Annotated in this window: 15 protein-coding genes; 8 read left to right on the top strand and 7 right to left on the bottom strand. The window is 70.6% G+C overall.

What is annotated here, in order from left to right; translation table 11 throughout:
- Positions 1-77 precede the first annotated feature (77 nt).
- The gene (locus tag AB0B35_RS09330) at positions 78-1,037 is read right to left on the bottom strand and encodes a YafY family protein (RefSeq protein ID WP_361042803.1); all 960 of its coding nucleotides are present in this window, start codon (positions 1,035-1,037) and stop codon (positions 78-80) included.
- Positions 1,038-1,100: 63 nt separating this feature from the next.
- On the opposite strand from AB0B35_RS09330, the gene AB0B35_RS09325 reads away from it, so the two are divergent.
- A complete protein-coding gene (locus AB0B35_RS09325) occupies positions 1,101-2,576 on the top strand; it encodes an MFS transporter (protein WP_361042801.1) in 1,476 nt (491 codons plus the stop codon).
- A 65-nt stretch (positions 2,577-2,641) separates the two neighbouring features.
- On the opposite strand, the gene AB0B35_RS09320 is transcribed toward AB0B35_RS09325, so the two are convergent.
- Together AB0B35_RS09320 and AB0B35_RS09315 are read right to left on the bottom strand one after the other, a co-directional pair.
- Entirely contained in the window at positions 2,642-6,148 is a 3,507-nt protein-coding gene (locus AB0B35_RS09320; protein ID WP_361042799.1) for a HEAT repeat domain-containing protein, read from the bottom strand.
- A 157-nt stretch (positions 6,149-6,305) separates the two neighbouring features.
- Positions 6,306-6,554, bottom strand: coding sequence for a helix-turn-helix transcriptional regulator (locus AB0B35_RS09315; RefSeq protein ID WP_203688363.1), 249 nt, complete (start codon positions 6,552-6,554; stop codon positions 6,306-6,308).
- Between the two features lie 171 nt (positions 6,555-6,725).
- Here AB0B35_RS09315 and AB0B35_RS09310 point away from each other — a divergent pair, with 171 nt between their 5' ends.
- Both AB0B35_RS09310 and AB0B35_RS09305 read left to right on the top strand, forming a co-directional pair.
- Positions 6,726-7,469 (top strand): hypothetical protein, encoded by a 744-nt coding sequence (locus AB0B35_RS09310; RefSeq protein WP_361042796.1) that lies wholly within the window; start codon positions 6,726-6,728, stop codon positions 7,467-7,469.
- Positions 7,470-7,598: 129 nt separating this feature from the next.
- Complete coding sequence (locus AB0B35_RS09305) at positions 7,599-8,492, top strand: helix-turn-helix domain-containing GNAT family N-acetyltransferase (RefSeq protein WP_361042793.1); 894 nt, start codon at positions 7,599-7,601, stop codon at positions 8,490-8,492.
- Between the two features lies 1 nt (position 8,493).
- Here the strand turns inward: AB0B35_RS09305 and AB0B35_RS09300 are convergent, their stop codons facing one another.
- Positions 8,494-8,913: a cupin domain-containing protein gene (locus AB0B35_RS09300; RefSeq protein ID WP_361042791.1), complete on the bottom strand. Its 420-nt coding sequence runs from the start codon at positions 8,911-8,913 to the stop codon at positions 8,494-8,496.
- Between the two features lie 62 nt (positions 8,914-8,975).
- Positions 8,976-9,680: a suppressor of fused domain protein gene (locus AB0B35_RS09295; RefSeq protein ID WP_361042789.1), complete on the bottom strand. Its 705-nt coding sequence runs from the start codon at positions 9,678-9,680 to the stop codon at positions 8,976-8,978.
- A 177-nt stretch (positions 9,681-9,857) separates the two neighbouring features.
- On the opposite strand from AB0B35_RS09295, the gene AB0B35_RS09290 reads away from it, so the two are divergent.
- The 3 genes from AB0B35_RS09290 to AB0B35_RS09280 are packed head-to-tail and all read left to right on the top strand — an operon-like array spanning position 9,858 to position 12,663.
- On the top strand, positions 9,858-11,054 hold the full coding sequence (locus AB0B35_RS09290) for an FAD-dependent oxidoreductase (protein WP_361042786.1): 1,197 nt from the start codon (positions 9,858-9,860) through the stop codon (positions 11,052-11,054).
- Positions 11,055-11,066: 12 nt separating this feature from the next.
- Entirely contained in the window at positions 11,067-11,963 is an 897-nt protein-coding gene (locus AB0B35_RS09285; RefSeq protein WP_361042783.1) for an RNA polymerase sigma-70 factor, read from the top strand.
- A gap of 28 nt (positions 11,964-11,991) precedes the next feature.
- Complete coding sequence (locus AB0B35_RS09280; RefSeq protein ID WP_361042781.1) at positions 11,992-12,663, top strand: uridylate kinase; 672 nt, start codon at positions 11,992-11,994, stop codon at positions 12,661-12,663.
- A 3-nt stretch (positions 12,664-12,666) separates the two neighbouring features.
- Here AB0B35_RS09280 and AB0B35_RS09275 read toward each other — a convergent pair whose 3' ends face one another.
- Entirely contained in the window at positions 12,667-13,287 is a 621-nt protein-coding gene (locus AB0B35_RS09275; RefSeq protein WP_361042779.1) for an L-threonylcarbamoyladenylate synthase, read from the bottom strand.
- 119 nt (positions 13,288-13,406) lie between these two features.
- Between AB0B35_RS09275 and AB0B35_RS09270 the strand changes: the two genes are divergently transcribed.
- On the top strand, positions 13,407-14,315 hold the full coding sequence (locus tag AB0B35_RS09270) for a lytic transglycosylase domain-containing protein (protein WP_361042776.1): 909 nt from the start codon (positions 13,407-13,409) through the stop codon (positions 14,313-14,315).
- Here AB0B35_RS09270 and AB0B35_RS09265 read toward each other — a convergent pair whose 3' ends face one another.
- Positions 14,316-15,890: a phospholipid carrier-dependent glycosyltransferase gene (locus AB0B35_RS09265; protein ID WP_361042773.1), complete on the bottom strand. Its 1,575-nt coding sequence runs from the start codon at positions 15,888-15,890 to the stop codon at positions 14,316-14,318.
- A gap of 158 nt (positions 15,891-16,048) precedes the next feature.
- On the opposite strand from AB0B35_RS09265, the gene AB0B35_RS09260 reads away from it, so the two are divergent.
- Positions 16,049-16,597, top strand: a complete 549-nt coding sequence (locus AB0B35_RS09260; RefSeq protein ID WP_361042769.1) for a hypothetical protein — start codon at positions 16,049-16,051, stop codon at positions 16,595-16,597.
- Positions 16,598-16,643: the final 46 nt, after the last annotated feature.

Here is a 16,643-nt window from a genome sequence, read left to right as displayed (position 1 = left end):
ACGGCGCTCCCCCAGCCTGGCCGCCGACACCCATCGCGGGCAAACCCCGGGTTAGTCACTAACCAATTGTTAGTAGGTCAACCGGCTGCCCGGCGGTAGCGGTCGGCGAGCCGGCGCAGCGCCTCGGACAGCTCGGGGGCGTCCTGGACCGTGAAGTCGGCGTCGAGCAGGCCGATCCACATCGCCATCGACTCGGCGGTGTCCGCGCCGGTGGTCACCGCGCAGGTGTGCTCGTCGATCACCTCGACCGAGCCCGCCGTGGCGGGCAGCCGCTGCGCGATCACCTCCGCCGGCGCGTGCACGACGATCCGCGCCCGGTAGTGCCAGGTCGCGGTGGACACACCCCGCGAGACGTACGCGGCGAGGTCCTCGGCGGGCAGCGGGCGCGGCGCGAACCGCGGCCCGCCGGGCACCCGCGGTTCGATCCGGTCGACGCGGAACGTGCGCCAGTCGCCGCGCTGGGAGTCGTAGGCGACGAGGTACCACTTGCGACCCCAGTTGACCAGCCGGTACGGCTCGACGTCGCGCAGCGTCGCGGTGCCGTCGTGGGCGCGGTAGTCGAACCGGACCCGCTCGTGGTCCCGGCACGCCGCGGCGAGCGTGGTCAGCACCTGCGGGTCGACCTCCGGCCCGCGCCGACGCGCCGGAACCGCCACCGTGTACGTCTGCAACGCGTTCACCCGCCGCCGCAGCCGCACCGGCAGCACCTGCTCCACCTTGGCCAGCGCCCGCAGCGACGTGTCCTCCACTCCCGCGATCGACCCCGCCGCCGCCGTACGCAGTCCGACCGCGACGGCGACCGCCTCCTCGTCGTCGAGCAGCAGCGGCGGCAGGTTCGCCCCGGCGCCGAGGCGGTAGCCGCCCACCGCCCCGCGGGTGGCGTGCACGGGATAGCCGAGGTTGCGCAGCCGCTCCACGTCGTTGCGCACGGTCCGGGTGCTGACGTCGAGGCGGCCGGCGAGTTCGGTGCCGCTCCACTCGCGAGGGGTCTGCAGGAGCGAGAGAAGTTTCAGAAGGCGCGCGGATGTCTCCAACATGTTCTCGATAATGCCAGGCCATTAGGAATGAACTGTTCCTAATGACCTGGCACGGTCATCGGCATGGAGAACATCAGCAACGGCCGCCGCTGGCTCGGCCTCATGGCGATCCTCGCCGCGACCCTCATGAACCTGCTCGACTCGACCGTGGTCAACGTGGCCGCGCCGTCGATCCTCGCCGACCTGCACGGCACCTACGGCGATCTGCAGTGGATCGCCGCCGGATACACCCTGGCCCTGGCCGTCGGCCTGCTGGTCGGCGGACGGCTCGGCGACATGTTCGGCCGCCGCCGAGTGCTGCTGATCGGCGTCGTCGGCTTCGTGGCCGCGTCGGCGCTGTGCGCGGCCGCCTGGTCACCCGAGTCGCTGATCGGCGCACGGGTCGTGCAGGGCCTGTTCGGCGCGGTCATGATCCCGCAAGGTTTCGGCCTGATCCGCGACCTGTTCGGCCCCGCCGACATCGGCAAGGCGTTCGGGGTGTTCGGACCGGCCATCGGCCTGTCCACGATCCTCGGACCGGTGGTGTCCGGGGTGCTCGTCGACGCCGACGTGTTCGGCACGGGCTGGCGCATGGTGTTCGCGATCAACCTGCCGCTCGGACTGTTCGCGCTGATCGCGGGTCTGCGTACGCTGCCGGCGGGGATCAGCCCGGCACGGGCCCGGCGGCTGGACACCCTCGGCGCGCTGCTCGCCGCAGCGGGCATGTTCCTGCTGGTCTTCCCGCTGATGCAGGGACGCGAACTGGGCTGGCCCGTGTGGACCTGGGTCATGCTCGCCGCCTCGGTCGTGGTGCTCGGCGCGTTCGCCGCCTACCAGCGCCGCCGCAAGGCATCCGGGCGTACGCCGCTGGTCGAGCTGAGCGTGTTCGCGAAGCGCTCATACACCTCCGGCACGCTGTTCGTGCTGGTGTTCTTCGGCGCGATCGTCGGCTTCTCGCTGGCCGTCGGGCTGTTCCTGCAGCTCGGGCTTGGTTACAGCCCGGTGCGGGCGAGCGTGACCATGTCGGCGTGGGCGATCGGCGCGTTCCTCGGTTCGGGCTTCAGCGCCGGTGCGATGGCGAAACTCGGCCGCCGCATCCTGCACCTGGGCCTGGCCCTGATGACCGTCGGGCTGATCCTGCTCTACACGATGTTCTCGGTGCACGGCACGGCCATCGGCGGCTGGAGCCTCGCGCTGCCGCTGTTCGCGTACGGTCTGGGCATGGGCATGATCTTCGTGCCGCTGTTCGACGTCATCATGGGTGACATCGCCGACCACGAGGTCGGTTCGGCCTCGGGCATCCTGGAGTCGATCCAGCAGCTCGGGTCCTCGCTGGGCGTGGCCGCACTGGGCACGGTGTTCTTCACCGTGGCCGGGGTCACCGGGCAGGCGGCCGGGTTCCTGCACGCCTCGCAGCGGGTGACCCTGGTGACGATCGCGCTGACGGCGCTCGCGTTCGGACTCGCGTTCCTGCTGCCCCGCCGAGTCCGGCAGCACCAGCCGCCCGCGCAGCAGGTGACCGTGGCCGTTGAACCCGAGCGGGTCCTGGTCGACGCCTGAGCCTCACCACCAGCGGGCCTCACCGGCGATCCCGGTGGGGCCTGTTCCTTCACCACCTTGGCCTGCTACCAGTCCGCGGCGCCCTCCACCGCGCGCCGAGCGGAGGCCGCGACTGCCAGTGCCGCTCGTGCGATTCCGCGCCTCGCCGAGCCGGTCTCCGCTTCGGCGATGTCGTTCAACTGAACCACCGTGTTCTCGTCATGCCACCAGCCGAGGCTCAGCAGAACGATGGCTGCGTCCCGGTTCAAGCCGTTGCCATCCATCGCCAGCGTCCGCAGCATGACCAGCGTCCGTTCATCGTCGAACCAACCGGCCGCCAGAGCCCTCGTCGCCAACATGCGCGCCAAAGTCGTACCGACCGACTCGGTCGGTTCCGCACGGGCCTTCGATGTCGAAAGCATGCGAAGTACGGAATGTGTCCGGCCATCGCCACGCCAGCCGACTGCCATCATTTCCACCGCTTGAGCCTGAGTCCACCAGTTGTCGTTGTGCGCCGCCCGATCGCACAACATCGGCACAGTGTCCGGATGCGTCGGCCAGCCCTCCACCATCGCCCGCATCGCGGCCAGCCGAACCAGCATTCCGCCGTCATCCGTCGCAATCCTGTGCAACGACGCCAGCACCTCGGGATCGTTCCTCCCACAACGACCCAGCAGGGATGTCGCCGCAGAGCGGACACGCTCATCAGGATCACATGTCGCCACCTGCGCCATCAACGACAGCGTTCCAGGCTCGTCAGGCCAGCCCTCGCCAATCGCACTGACCGCGGATCCACGTAGATCAGAGCTCGTCTCGTCGACCGCCAGCCGCCGCAGGAAGCCCAGCAGGTCACCCAGGCCGCCCCGAGCGGCGAGTGCGGTCACCGCCGCAGCACGCACGCTCGGCTCGCCGGCGCCGACCGCCAGTTCGTTCAGGAACGGAAGCGTGTCGGGGTATGCGCGCCAGCCCGCGTCGAGAGCCTGGACGGCGATCGCACTGACACCAGGATCTTTGCCTTCGAGTGCGATCCGCCTGACCAACAGTCGTGCGTCCGGCTGCGCCTGCCAAGCCGAGCCGATCGCCGAGACGGCTGCGGCTCTCACGCCGTTGTCCTCCTCGTCCAGCGCCGATTCGCGCAAGACTTCGAACACGGCGGGATCCCCGGGCCACCCAGCCACCATCGCCTCGACCGCCGCAACACGTACCAAGCTGTGTCGGTCACCAGTGACGACTCGACGCAGGAACGGCAGCGCCTCCGGCTCCCCTTTCCAGGCCGCACCTATCAACGACACCGCAGCGACGCGTACATTCAGTGAGCGCTCGTGCGCGATGAAGCCGCACAGTTCCGTCAGCGGACCGGGCCGCCGATGCTCCGTCTTGAGCTCCTCAATCGCTCTCCGGCGCACGTCGAATGACGCGTGCCGGTACGCGAACTCGACAACATGATCCGTGGCCTCGCCGGGTGTGCGATACACGTTTGCCAGCACCGCGGCATTCACGGCACCCGCATGAGCCAAGTCCGATGCCCGCCGCTGGAACCACGACAAGTAGCCTTCCCACCCAACCAATGCGTTGCCCAATCCAGCGACCGTCCGCACGAGTCCGCGAACGGCTGCCTCACTGGTGTTCCAGCCGAACAGGTCCGTGCGCTCGCGCAGGGAGAGCACCTCCAACGCATGAATCACGTATCGGAAGGTGGCAGGTCCGGCAAGGGCCATCCGGCTCAGCCTGCGGACCTCTGCCAAACATCGACCAGCGAGCACGAGATGAGCCGGTGGATCGTCGTATCTGACGGCCCAGCGCGGGTCCGCGCCCAGTAGAGCCAGGACGCAGCGCTCCGCCGTGTTCTCCCCCAGCATGCCGGTGATCAGCAGCAGGACCTCCTGCCACGCGGGGTCGCGCCAGCGGCGCAGGAAGACGTCCTCGACGAGCTGGTCCTCGGTCAGTTCGCGGGTGCGGTGGAAGCGGTCCACGATGTCAGCCGCGGCCAGGTACTCCAGGAACGACCGGTGTACGAACCCGTACACGTTGCCGCCGAAGCGGCTCAGGATGAAGTTGCGGGACCGGAACTGCTGGATCATGGACGCGGCAGCTTGTTTGGCCCTGTCGAGCGACACATGGCTCGGATCACGCTCACGCAGGAAGTCGGCGAACTCGGTGATCAGGTCCTGCCCACTGATGAAGTTGCCCGACAGCCCGGCCGGGCTGTCCTGCATCCGCCGGGCGACCAGGCGCAGCAGCTCCAACTTGTCGGTGGCGTCCAGGTAGGGCAGGTTCGCCGACGGCAGTTCCTGGTTCAGGAACTTGCTCGGGTCCCAGTGCTCCACCATCACCGTCACCGCGTGCTCGAACACGCTGCTGCGGTCGCGAGGCAGCGCACGCCGCCGGCCGATGATGGCGAGGATCGTCAGCAGCATAGGGTTGCCGGCGATCTCCGCGACGGCCGAGGAGGCGCTGACAGCCTTGAGAAGTCGCGCCGCGAGGTGCTCGCCCTGCGCCGGGTCGGTGCGGCAGGTGACCTGGAACCAGCGAGTCACGAACTCGCGGACCTGCTGCTCGTCGAGATCCTGAATCTTGGCTTTGGCGAACCCGGCCGCCCTCAGGTCGTCGCCCTGGTAGCCGACCGGTCGGGAGGTGACCACGACCCGGGCCCGCGGGTGCGCGTCGGCGAAGCCGACGATGTGCCGCTCGACCAGGTCACGGAGCCCGGGTTCGAACACCTCGTCGAGCCCGTCGAAGAAGACCACCGCCCGGCCGTCGTTGCGCAGGTACTCCATCAGCTCGTCCGGGGGCAGCCCGGTCCCTTCCGCGTGACGCTGCTGCCAGTACCTGCCGAACGCGTCCACCGGATCGGCGTTCAGCACTCGCGAGAACGCCCGCAGCTCGACGAGCAACGGCAGCCATCCGGCGAGCGCCGCCAGCGGATCCGTGGGCGGCACCTGCCCGCTCAGCGTGTAGACGACGTACTTCGTGAGTGTCGTCTTGCCCGATCCCGGGTCGCCGAGCAGCACAAGGCGGGTGCCCTCGCCGGTGAGCAGGTCCAGCACCGGGGCGGGCGGGCGCTGGGTGTACGCCCTGCGGACCTCTGCGAGCAGATTCTGATCGACGCCGGGCGGCAGGTCGCGCACGTCCTGGGGGTCGTCCTGGGCCAGGCGCAGCATCAACTCGCGCGGCAGCTCCACCGCCGGTGGGTCGGTCTTCACGAGCTGGCCGACGAAGATCTCACCGATCCGCAGCGGCGGGTGCTCGTCCTGCTCCGACAGCGGCGTCAGCACCTCGAGGTCGATGTTCTGGTAGCGCCTGCGCACGGCTGTTCCGTAGGCCTGGCGGGCAGCCTCCCAGCCGGCGATCCGGCCGGCCGAGCCGGTCTCGTCGTCGTGCACCTCACGGCCCCGGTGCAACAGCCAGCCCGCCGACCCCACGGTGACGCCGACCAGGGCCGTCAGGCCGCCGGCGACGCTCATCCAGCTGTCGGCGTCGCCGAGAGTCTGACCGACGAGGAAGAGCACGAGCCGGACCATCAGGAGCAGCGCTCCTGCGATCACCAGCGCCGCTGCGGCGTACCACCAGGTCGACCGGGACTTGAGTCGCATTTGGACATCATGCGGCAGTTCCCGGCGGACCGGCATCACCCCATCGAATGGTCCGCACGCCCCGTCCGACCAGCCCGCACACCCGCAGCGCGAGATCCGCCGCCGTGTTCATTCGCGGCGGAGGGCGGCGCGTGCCCGCTCACCCGTCATTCGGCTTTTATACAGGCAGGGCGAGTTCCGCGGCCAGCGTGTTGAGGTCGAGGTCCAGCACGTTGGCCAGGGCGGCGACGGTGAAGAACGCGGGTGTGGCGATGACGCCCTGCTCGATCTTGCGCAGCGTGTCGAGGGAGATGCCGGCCAGCAGGGCGACCTCGGCCGCGCTGCGGTTACCGCGTGCCTGCTGCAGCGTGCGGCCCAGGGCGAGCCCGCGCCGGCGCTCGTCCTCGGTCAATGGGGTACGCACCATGACACCAATTCTAATCCTGGCTCGGAATACCAGGCAGGGGTGCATTGACGTCCCAAGTGATTTTGCGGTATGCCGTTCGTGCAGTACCTTGGCGCGAACAATTCTCACGGCCAGAGCCGACGCGCGCGACGGGGACGCACGCCGGCGGCGTCAGGCATGGAGGCCGCACGCATGACCACATATACCGTCACCATCACGCCTGACGACCCCGCACAGGCCGTCACGACGATCCGGCTGGACCTCGACGGCCCGGCGGCCACGGTCCGCGAGCTGCGCCTGTCCCCCGGCTCGGGCGGCAGCCTGGTGCCCGGCGACCTGCCCGTGCTCGACCTGAACCAGCTCGTCACCGCGGTGCTGGCGGCGACGACGGGGGCGACCCCGGCTGTCGCACCGGCCAAGCCGAGCCCGGCCGCGCCCGCGTCAGCGCCCGGCGAACTGGAGATGCAGGCCCCTGCCGCGGTCGAACCGGTCGCCACGAAGCCGGCCGCTCGTAAGCGCACCACGGCCAAGCCGGCCCCAGCCGCGCCCGGCGCGTCGAAGACCGCTGTGGTGAAGACCGCCATGGCCGACGCGGGCAAGTCCGCCGCACCCAAGGCCGGTGCGGCAAAGCCGGCCAAGGCGAGTGCGGCGAAGGCCGTGCGGGCCAAGGCATCCGCGCGCAGCGCCGCGGCAGCCGTCCGGGAGAAGAAGGCGTCCCCGGCGAAGGCGACGGCGAAGAAGGCCGCGTCGTCCACCCCGGACAGCGGCCGTCCGAGTGCGGGCAGCCGCAGCTACCGCAAGCTGCCCGAGGACTTCGAGCAGGTGCTGCGCCAGGCCGGCGACAGCGCGAGCGTCATCGCCGACCACTACGACGTGCCCCGGCACACCGCGTACGGCTGGATCCGCACGGCCCGCAAGAAGGCCGCCACAACCTGACCGAGCACGGGCGACGGCGCTGGAAAGGCGGCACCGTCGCCCGGTAGGGCTGGTGTGCTGCGCGCGTGTTGGGCGGCCTGACGGCGGCCAGGCTGGCGGACGGCATATTGCTTGACTAAAGTCAGGTATATGGGCGAGCACCTGGTGGACACCGTCCGCCGCTTCAACCGGACCGTCACGCAGCGCGTCGGCGCACTGGACGACGGCTATCTGACCCGCGACCGGCCGCTGGCGCAGGCTCGCCTGCTCTGGGAAGTCGGGCCCGCCGGAGCCGAGATCGCCGCCCTGCGCACCCGGCTCGGCCTCGACGCCGGACACCTGAGCCGACTGCTGCGCACCCTTGAAGGCGACGACCTGATCACGGTGAGCTCCGCCCCGGGGGACGGCCGGGTGCGCGTCGCACGGCTGACCGCCGCGGGCCGGACCGAGTGGGACGTGCTCGACCGACTGTCGGACGAGCTGGCCTGGTCGATCCTGGAGCCCCTCAGCGACAGCCAGCGCACCCGCCTGGTCGCCGCGATGACCGAGGTCGAACGGCTGCTCATGGCCTCACTGGTGGAGCTGCGGGTCTGCCATCCCGGCGAACCGGCCGCGCGGGCGTGCCTGCGGGCGTACGCGCGAGAGCTGGCGCAGCGGTTCGAGGGCGGCTTCGACCCGGGAGCCGGCGACGACGAGCTGGTGCCGCCCGCCGGGCTGTTCCTGGTCGCGACGCTGTCGGGCGAACCGGTGGGCTGCGGCGGGCTGCGCCTGCTGCCCGGCGAGCCCGCCGAGATCAAGCGGGTGTGGGTGTCGCCGTCTGTGCGCGGGCTCGGCCTGGGCCGCCGGATCGTGCGCGACCTGGAGCGCCGGGCCGCGGACGCCGGAGCCGACCTGGTGCGGCTGGACACCAACGACAGCCTCACCGAGGCGATCCAGCTCTACCGCAGCTCGGGCTACCACGAGATCCCCGCCTACAACGACAACCCGTACGCCCGGCACTGGTTCGCCAAGCCGCTGAGCCGCGACGACGCCGCGGGGCGGTGACTCAGGTCAGGCGCGGATCGTTGCGCGGGTCCACATACTCCAGGGAGATCGGACCGGTCGCGGTCACCTGGGTCACGTATTCGCCGGACTTCGCCCAGTGGAAGTGGGCGGTTCCGCCCGGCAGCACGATGACGGCCCCTGGCGGGTACGCCTCGAGCTTGCTCTCGTCGAACACTTCACCGCGACCGATGTAGAAGACGCCCGAGATGACCGTGTAGACGCGGTCCTCGTGGTGCCGGTGCGGCATCAGCCGCTCCCCGGCGGGCAGCCTGACCCGGACCACATACGGTCCGGGCTCCGGCGGCCTGCCCACCATCACGGCCAAGCGGGCCGCGGGCGGGAATCCAGGAAACGGCTGCCAGTCGATGTCCTCCTGCAGAACCGACTTGAAGACGTCCTGGTCGACGTAGTGCGTGGTCATCCATCCTCCCTGCCGATGGAAGAACTAACGCAAACCATTCCAAAAGCGGATCTTACCCGTCCTCACACACAGCTGGGGCGGGCCGGGTCGAACACCTCGCTCACGTCGACCCGGCTGAACGCCTCCAGCAGCGCGTCGGTGCCGTTCGCACGCTTGAGGTCGAGCTCCGCCGGGTGCAGTGGCACCAACGCCAGCAGTGAGATCTGCTTGCCGCTCGCGGTCACGATGGTGCCCGCCTCCGGCGCGCACCGGATCATCGGCGCGACCAGCACCCCGGCGAACGGGGTGCCCAGGGCGTAGGGCTCGGCGGGGTCGCCGTTGGGGATGGAGTGCCAGTAGCCGAGCCACGTGCGGTACTCGTGCGGCAGCCGCGCCGCCGTCTTCAGCAGCCTGACCGGCCAGTACACGGCCTCGTCGCGGAAGGCCTCGCCGGTCAGCGACCAGTCCGCGGGCAACGAGATCATCAGCTCGGCGTACCGGCTGAAGCCTTCGGGCGAGGCCATCGGCAGCTCGCTCATACCCGAGGTGACCAGGGTGTAGAAGGGACGGTCCGGGGTCGGCGCGACCACGTGCACGTGCAGCCGCACCAGGTCGGAGATCATCTCGTGCCACACGTACGCGATCGGGCCGAAGTGGGCCTCGATGTGGCGGTCGATCGCCTCGGCCGTCTCCTCGTCGCCGCCGACAGCGGGCTCCCACTGCCGCTCGCGCGGCGCGTGCCGAAGGATTCCGGAGCCCACGGGGGCCTGCCCGTCCGAAGTCGTCATGCCGCAGAGCGTAAGTCCCATGATCGGCTTTGTCATACCGCCCCGGTGACACCGTTCAGTCAGTCTGATCCGAAGCCCCCATCCGTCGCTCAGCGAGTGATCTGGCTCACCGAACGTCACAAACCGCCGGACACGCGGTGTCTTGAGGCCGCACCTTGGAGACGAAGGAGAACCCCAATGGCCAGGAACACCGAGGTCATCGTGATCGGCGGCGGATACGCGGGCGTGATGGCGGCCAACCGCCTGACCAAGCGCGAGGGCGTGACAGTGACCCTGATCAACCCACGCGCCCAGTTCGTCGAGCGCATCCGCCTGCATCAGCTCGTCGGCGGGTCGGACGACGCGCTCGTCGACTACCAGCGGATCCTGGCGCGCGGCGTCCGGTTCGTGGTCGACACCGTGACCCGGATCGACGCCCCCGGCCGCAGCGTGACGACGGCGAGCGGCGGCATCCTCGCCTACGACTATCTGATCTACGCCGTGGGCAGCGGCAGCGGCGAACCGAGCGTGCCCGGCGCGGCCGAGCACGCTTACCCGATCTCCACCCTGGAGGACGCGCAGCGACTGCGGCCGGTCGTCGACGCCGCGCCCGCATCGGCCGCGCTGACGGTGGTGGGCGGCGGGTCCACCGGGATCGAGACCGCCTCCGAGCTGGCGGAGCAGGGCCGCAAGGTGACGCTCGTCTGCGGCAGGACGCTCGGGGCCTACCTGCACCCGCACGCCCGGCGTGCTGTCGCCGAGCGGCTCGCCGAGCTCGGTGTCACCGTGCTGGAAGGCGGTGGCGCGACGGTGACCGCGGTGACCCGGGACACGGTCCGGCTCGCCGACGGCCGGGAGCTGCCCAGCGCGGTGACCATCTGGACCGCGGGATTCGCCGTCCCCGATCTGGCCGCCCGCAGCGGGCTGAGCACGGACGCGCTGGGGCGCCTGCTCACCGACGAGACGCTCACCAGCGTGGACGACGTGCGGATCGTCGCGGCCGGGGACTCGGCGGCGCCGTCGGACCTGCCGGTGCGGATGAGCTGCCAGTCCGCGATGCAGATCGGCCCGCAGGCCGGCGAGACGGTGCTGGCCCGGATCGCCGGCAAGCGGCCCGCCGACTTCAACGTCGGGTTCTTCGGCCAGTGCATCAGCCTGGGCCGCCGCGCGGGAATCGTCCAGTACGCCCGACGGGACGACTCCGTGACGAAGGCTTTCCTCCTGAACGGACGGCCGTTGGCGATGCTCAAGGAGGGCGTGTGCAAGAGCACCGTCTGGCAGCTGTCGCAGGAGGCACGCCACCCCGGCGTGCTCAACCTGTGGTTCAAGGACCGGGCTCGCCGCAAGTCGCTGCCCGCCAGGGCCGGCGAGGCCGCTCCCGGCCGGACGGCCTGAGGAGGGAGCCTGATGAGCGAGCACGCCGGCGACCCGGCCACCGAGGCCTTCGTCACCCACCGGAACCTGCTGTTCACCGTGGCCTACGAGATCCTCGGGTCGGCGGCCGACGCGGAGGACGTGCTGCAGGAGACCTGGCTGCGCTGGGTCAAGGTCGATCTGGATCAGGTACGCGACCAGCGCGCCTACCTGATCCGGATCACCACCCGGCAGTCGCTCAACCGGCTGCGCACCCTGCAGCGGCGCAGGGAGGCCTATGTCGGCCCGTGGCTGCCCGAGCCGCTGCTCACCGCACCCGACACGGCCGAGGACGTCGAGCTGGCCGAGAGCGTGTCGATGGCGTTGATGCTCGTCCTGGAGACCCTCACACCGACCGAGCGGGCTGTGTTCGTGCTGCGCGAGGCGTTCGACGTCGACTACGACGAGATCGCGGCGGCCGTCGACAAGAGCCCGGCGGCCGTGCGCCAGATCGCGCACCGCGCGCGGCAGCACGTCGACGCCCGCCGCCCCCGCGCGGTGGTCTCCCCCGGCGAGCGGCGGGCCGCGCTGGAGGCGTTCCAGCACGCGGTCGAGACCAGCGACCTGCAGGCCCTGCTCGGCGTGCTCGCGCCCGACGTCGTCGTGGTCAGTGACGGCGGCGGCCGCAAACTGGCCGCGCTGCAGCCGGTCGTAGGGGCGGACAAGGCGATCCGCCTGTTCGTCGGGAGCATGCAGAAGGTGGGCGGCACGCTCACCACCGAACCGGCCGTGGTCAACGGCAACCCCGCGCTGCTGTTCCGGCTCGACGGCGAGCTCGACGGCGTCGCCGCGCTGCGGATCGAGGATGGCCTCGTCACCGGCATCTACTACGTCCGCAACCCGGAGAAGCTGTCCCGCGTCGAGTCCGAAACCCCGCTGACCCTGCGCTGATCAGCCCCGACGCCGTAGGGTCGTTGCCATGTCGCGGATGCGTGCCGAGGTGCTCGCCGTGCTGGCGGACTCGCTGCTGGAGCGCCGGGAGCCAGGTCGTCTACGGGTGGCGATCGACGGGCCGGACGCGGCGGGCAAGACGACCCTGGCCGACGACCTCGCCGCCCTGATCGGTCCGCGACGGCAGGTGATCCGGCTGGGCATCGACCGGTTCCACCACCCGGAGGCGGTCCGGAGACGGCGCGGACCGCTGTCGCCGGAGGGCTTCTACCTCGATTCGTTCGATCACGAGGCGATCGTCGACGGGGTGCTCCGACCGCTCGGCCCGGACGGTGACGGCTGGTACCGGCCCGCGGTGTTCGACTACCGGTCCGACCGGGCCGTGAACGTCGCACCGCAGGAGGCGGCGGCCGGTGCCGTGCTGCTGTTCGACGGCGTGTTCCTGCTGCGGCCCGAGTTGCGCGACTTCTGGGACATATCGGTCTACCTGCACGCCGATCCCGAGGTGGCGTTGGCGCGGGCGCGCGTGCGGGACCTGCCGGTCTTCGGCTCGGTCGAGGCCGTCGAGGAGCGCTACCGGTGCCGCTACCTGCCCGGTCAGGAGTTGTACCGGGCAGAGGCGGACCCGCTGCGGCGGGCGGACGTCGTGCTGGACACGAACGATCCCGCCGCGCCGGTGATCATGCGGTGGAGCAGGTAGCCGTCACTCGAAGCGGCTGGGGTCGCCGGCGCCCACGCGGAGGATCTCCGGTTCTCCTTCGGAGAAGTCGACGACGGTGGTGGGTTCGGTGCCGCAGTCACCGGAGTCGATGACCGCGTCGATCTGGTGGTCCAGGCGCTCCTTGATCTCCCAGCCCTGGGTCATCGGCTCGGTGTCGCCGGGCAGCAGCAGGGTGCTGGAGACCAGCGGCTCGCCGAGTTCGGCCAGCAGGGCCTGGGCCACCGCGTGGTCGGGGATGCGTACGCCGACCGTGTGTTTCTTGGGGTGCAGCATGCGGCGCGGCACCTCGCGCAGCGCGGGAAGGATGAACGTGTAGCTGCCCGGGGTCGACGCCTTGATCAGCCGGAACACCGAGTTGTCTATCTTCACGAACTGCCCGAGCTGGGCGAAGTCGCGGCACACCAGCGTGAAGTGGTGCCGCTCGTCGAGCTTGCGGATGTCGCGGATGCGGTCGAGCCCGTTCTTGTCGCCCAGCTTGCAGCCGAAGGCGAAGCACGAGTCGGTCGGGTAGGCGATCAGCCCGCCCTCCCGCACGATGTCGACGACCTGGCGGATGGAGCGGGCCTGCGGGTTGTCCGGGTGCACGTCGAAATACCTGGCCACACGCTGAGCGTAGTCCTCTGCGGGCGAGCGTGCCCCGGGGCACGCGCGAGCGCGGGCACCCGCCCCGCCACCGGTTGCGCTACGCTCGGCCGCCTTGGGATCCCTGGGGAGGAAAACCAATGCGCTTCACGCGTACGCATGCCGTCGTCGGCACCTTCACCGTCGTCGCCGCAGTGCTGGCCACCGCGGTGGTGGTGCTGAACCGCGGCGACGATCCGGGCGCCGCCGCCGAGCCGCGGCCGAGCGTGGTGTTCGAGACGGGTGACCCGTCCGAGCTGGACGAGTCGCCGGAGGCCTCGCCGAGCCCGTCGCCGTCGGTCAAGCCGTCGCCGTCGAAGTCCCCCAAGCCGAAGCCCAAGCCCAAGCCGAGCCCGACGAAGGTGAACCTGCCCGGCGCACCGCCGCCCGCGCCGAAACCGTCGTCACCGCCGCCGGGCTGCAAGCCGACCTACCAGGGCACGAACGCGCCCAAGGCCGATGTCGAGGCGGCGCTGGAGGCCGCGGCCGCCCGCAGGTTCTGGACTGTCTCGCAGGTCACCCTGCCGGCGAAGCTGATCAAGGCGGTGGCGGAGCAGGAGAGCGGCTGGCAGTCGGCCATCATCGCCTGCGACGGTGGCATCGGCACGATGCAGGTCATGCCGAGCACCGCGACGTGGCTCAACGACGACTCCCCGTTCACCCTCGACGAGGACGTGAAAACGCTCAAGGGCAACACGATGCTCGGCTCGGCGTACCTGCAGTGGCTGATCCGGTACTTCGCGATGAAGTACGGCATCGGCTGCGAGGAGCCGGACCCGGCGGTGTCGCCGGCCCCGGCCTGCACGCCGGACTACACGCTGCGCGAGGACGACTGCCGCCGCGACCCGAACGTCGCCGACAGCAAGGAGTGGTGCCTGCTCAACGCGGTCATCGCGGCGTACAACTACGGGCAGGGCGCCGTCGACAAGGAGATCAACGACGGCGACGAGGTGTGGTACCCGAACCCGCAGTACGTGCTCAACGTCCGGGCGCTGATGGAGAAGTACTGATCAGATCCACAGGTTGCCGAGCAGGATGCGCCGGCTCCAGTCCTCGTACGGCAGCGAACCGCCCGTGTACAGCGGGTGGTAGTACGCGAACACGACCGCGACCAGCAGCACGAACGTTCCGGCCATGACCGCGCCGAACAGCTGCCGGTCCGGGTTCGGCGGCCGGCCCGGCGGCGGGGTCATCGCCGCGCCCAGCACGAACACCACGGCCAGGATCAGGAACGGCTCGGCCGGCAGGGCGTAGAAGTAGAACATCGTGCGGGCCGGGAAGAAGAACCACGGCACCAGCGCCGCGGCGGTCATCGCCAGCACGGCCCCGGCCCGCCAGTCGCGGCGGGCGATGCCGAACCAGATCGCGGCCAGCAGCGCGGGGATGAACGCCCACCACAGCAGGGGTGTGCCGAGCAGCAGCACGTCGGCGTTGCACTTGTCGGCGCCGCACAGCGGGGCGTCGCTGCGGTAGAACAGCACGGGGCGGCCCAGCAGCAGCCACTGGATCGGGGCCCACTCGCCCACCGACTGGTAGCTGTGCGCCTCGGTGATCGCCTGGTGCGATCCGTACGCGAGCTCGTGGTACTGCGCCAGGTTGCGCAGCGCGCCGAGGAACGGCGCCTCGTCCTGGCCGCTGTCGCGCAGCCAGTGCCGGGCGTAGCCGCCGTCGGTGGACAGCCAGCCGGCCCAGCTCGCCAGGTACACACCCGCGGTCAGCGGCAGCCCGGCCAGAATCCAGCCGGTCTCGTCGAGGATCGTGTCGCGGATCGGGTGGCGCACCCCGGCGCTGCGCCGCGCGCCGACCTCCCACCACAGCACCAGCAGCACGAACACCGGCGCGAACGCCAGCGCCGACCACTTCACCGCGAGCGCGCACCCGAACAGCACCGCCGCGGCCAGCCGCCACCAGGGCACCGCCCTCGGCGGGCGGCTGGACCGCCCCTTGGCCGCCGGAGCGCCGCCACCGGCCACGAAACGCAGCCAGCGGGCGCGGCGCTGGTCGCGGTCGAGCACCAGCGCACCGAAAGCGGCCAGGACGAAGAACATCAGGAAGATGTCGAGCATCGCGACCCGGGACAGCACGAAGTGCATGCCGTCGAAGGCCATCAGCAGGCCGGCGGCGCAGCCGAGGACGACCGAGCCGAACATCCGCATCGCGATGCGGATGAGCATCAGCACCGAGATCGTGCCGAACACGGCGGCGGAGATGCGCCAGCCGAGCTCGTTGTAGCCGAAGACCTGCTCACCGAGCCCGATGATCCATTTGCCGAGCGGAGGGTGCACGACGTAGCCGGTCGTGTTGTCCTTCTCGTTCCATTCGAAGCCCTTCTCCCACAGCCAGTGGGCGTCGGTGGCGTAGTACGTCTCGTCGAACATCTTGCCCGGCGGGCTGGCCAGGTTGTTCAGGCGCAGCAGGCCCGCCAGGAGGGTGACGAACAGCGCCGCCGGCCAGGCGTACGGATCCAGCGCCAGCGGCGACAGCCGGCGTCGCACGACGTCGGGAATCCCGGCGGCCGGCTCGGACGTCGGGGCGGGTTCGGCGAGCGCCTGGCGGGGGCGCGGCACGCGGGCCGTCTGCGTCATGCGGCGCATCGTATCCGCCCCACCGGCAAACGGATCACCGCCCGGACCCGGATCGTGCGTTCCGCTCGCCCGCGGGTCCGCCCCGGCGGTCCTGTTTGTCGCCCCGCCGGCCGCTTGCCGGGGCGCTTAGTCTTTGAGCCGGCGGAGAGGCGGGCGATGTGCTGTTTGACCTGATAAGCGACCTGCAGGTGCACGACCGGGAGGACGGCGGCGCCATCGTCAGCAGGTCGCCCGACACCGCCGGTGCCACAGGCGTCGCCGGGCGGGTGCCGATCGACCCGGAGACCGGCGAATTCCTGTCCGGCATCCGGAAGTTCAGCTTCGTCATCCTGGCCGTCGGCGCGGTCGCGTGTGCCGGTGGAGGTCGCCTGATCCAGACCGGTGACCTGGTGCTCGGCATCGCCGTCATCATCGTCGGCCTGCTCGTCACGGTCATGGCGGCTCCTGGATTCGTGGTTCGGCGGCTGGCCCACCGGAACTCCCGTTACCTGGTGCTCGCCCCCGAGCCGGCCGGGCGGTTCCGGAAGGCCGTCGAGGACGAGCGGGCCGTGTTCGGCCCGAAGACGACGGCGGAGGAGACGGCGGACGCGGCCGACCGCCTCTGGGCGCTGGCCCTCGACCTGGCACAGCCGGCGCGTTCCGACGAGGCGGAGCCGCCCACACAGACCGATCGACCGCCGACCTCGAACCCGGCACCCACACCCTGACCTGCACCACCACCCTCCACCGCACCTGAAAGCAAGGAAGGGCACC

The sequence above is a fragment of the Catellatospora sp. NPDC049133 genome (assembly GCF_040648455.1).
GTDB classification, from domain to species: domain Bacteria; phylum Actinomycetota; class Actinomycetes; order Mycobacteriales; family Micromonosporaceae; genus Catellatospora; species Catellatospora aurea.
The sequence above is the reverse complement of the archived record's forward strand: the minus strand, read 5'-3'. Positions and strand labels throughout refer to the sequence as shown.

Coding starts and splice junctions, on each gene's coding strand:
- AB0B35_RS09310 (WP_361042796.1), top strand. CDS start 6,726: ATGACCACATATACCGTCACCATCACGCCTGACGACCCCGCACAGGCC.
- AB0B35_RS09285 (WP_361042783.1), top strand. CDS start 11,067: ATGAGCGAGCACGCCGGCGACCCGGCCACCGAGGCCTTCGTCACCCAC.
- AB0B35_RS09325 (WP_361042801.1), top strand. CDS start 1,101: ATGGAGAACATCAGCAACGGCCGCCGCTGGCTCGGCCTCATGGCGATC.
- AB0B35_RS09290 (WP_361042786.1), top strand. CDS start 9,858: ATGGCCAGGAACACCGAGGTCATCGTGATCGGCGGCGGATACGCGGGC.
- AB0B35_RS09330 (WP_361042803.1), bottom strand. CDS start 1,037: ATGTTGGAGACATCCGCGCGCCTTCTGAAACTTCTCTCGCTCCTGCAG.
- AB0B35_RS09300 (WP_361042791.1), bottom strand. CDS start 8,913: ATGACCACGCACTACGTCGACCAGGACGTCTTCAAGTCGGTTCTGCAG.
- AB0B35_RS09315 (WP_203688363.1), bottom strand. CDS start 6,554: ATGGTGCGTACCCCATTGACCGAGGACGAGCGCCGGCGCGGGCTCGCC.
- AB0B35_RS09265 (WP_361042773.1), bottom strand. CDS start 15,890: ATGACGCAGACGGCCCGCGTGCCGCGCCCCCGCCAGGCGCTCGCCGAA.
- AB0B35_RS09320 (WP_361042799.1), bottom strand. CDS start 6,148: ATGCGACTCAAGTCCCGGTCGACCTGGTGGTACGCCGCAGCGGCGCTG.
- AB0B35_RS09270 (WP_361042776.1), top strand. CDS start 13,407: ATGCGCTTCACGCGTACGCATGCCGTCGTCGGCACCTTCACCGTCGTC.
- AB0B35_RS09305 (WP_361042793.1), top strand. CDS start 7,599: ATGGGCGAGCACCTGGTGGACACCGTCCGCCGCTTCAACCGGACCGTC.
- AB0B35_RS09280 (WP_361042781.1), top strand. CDS start 11,992: ATGTCGCGGATGCGTGCCGAGGTGCTCGCCGTGCTGGCGGACTCGCTG.
- AB0B35_RS09295 (WP_361042789.1), bottom strand. CDS start 9,680: ATGACGACTTCGGACGGGCAGGCCCCCGTGGGCTCCGGAATCCTTCGG.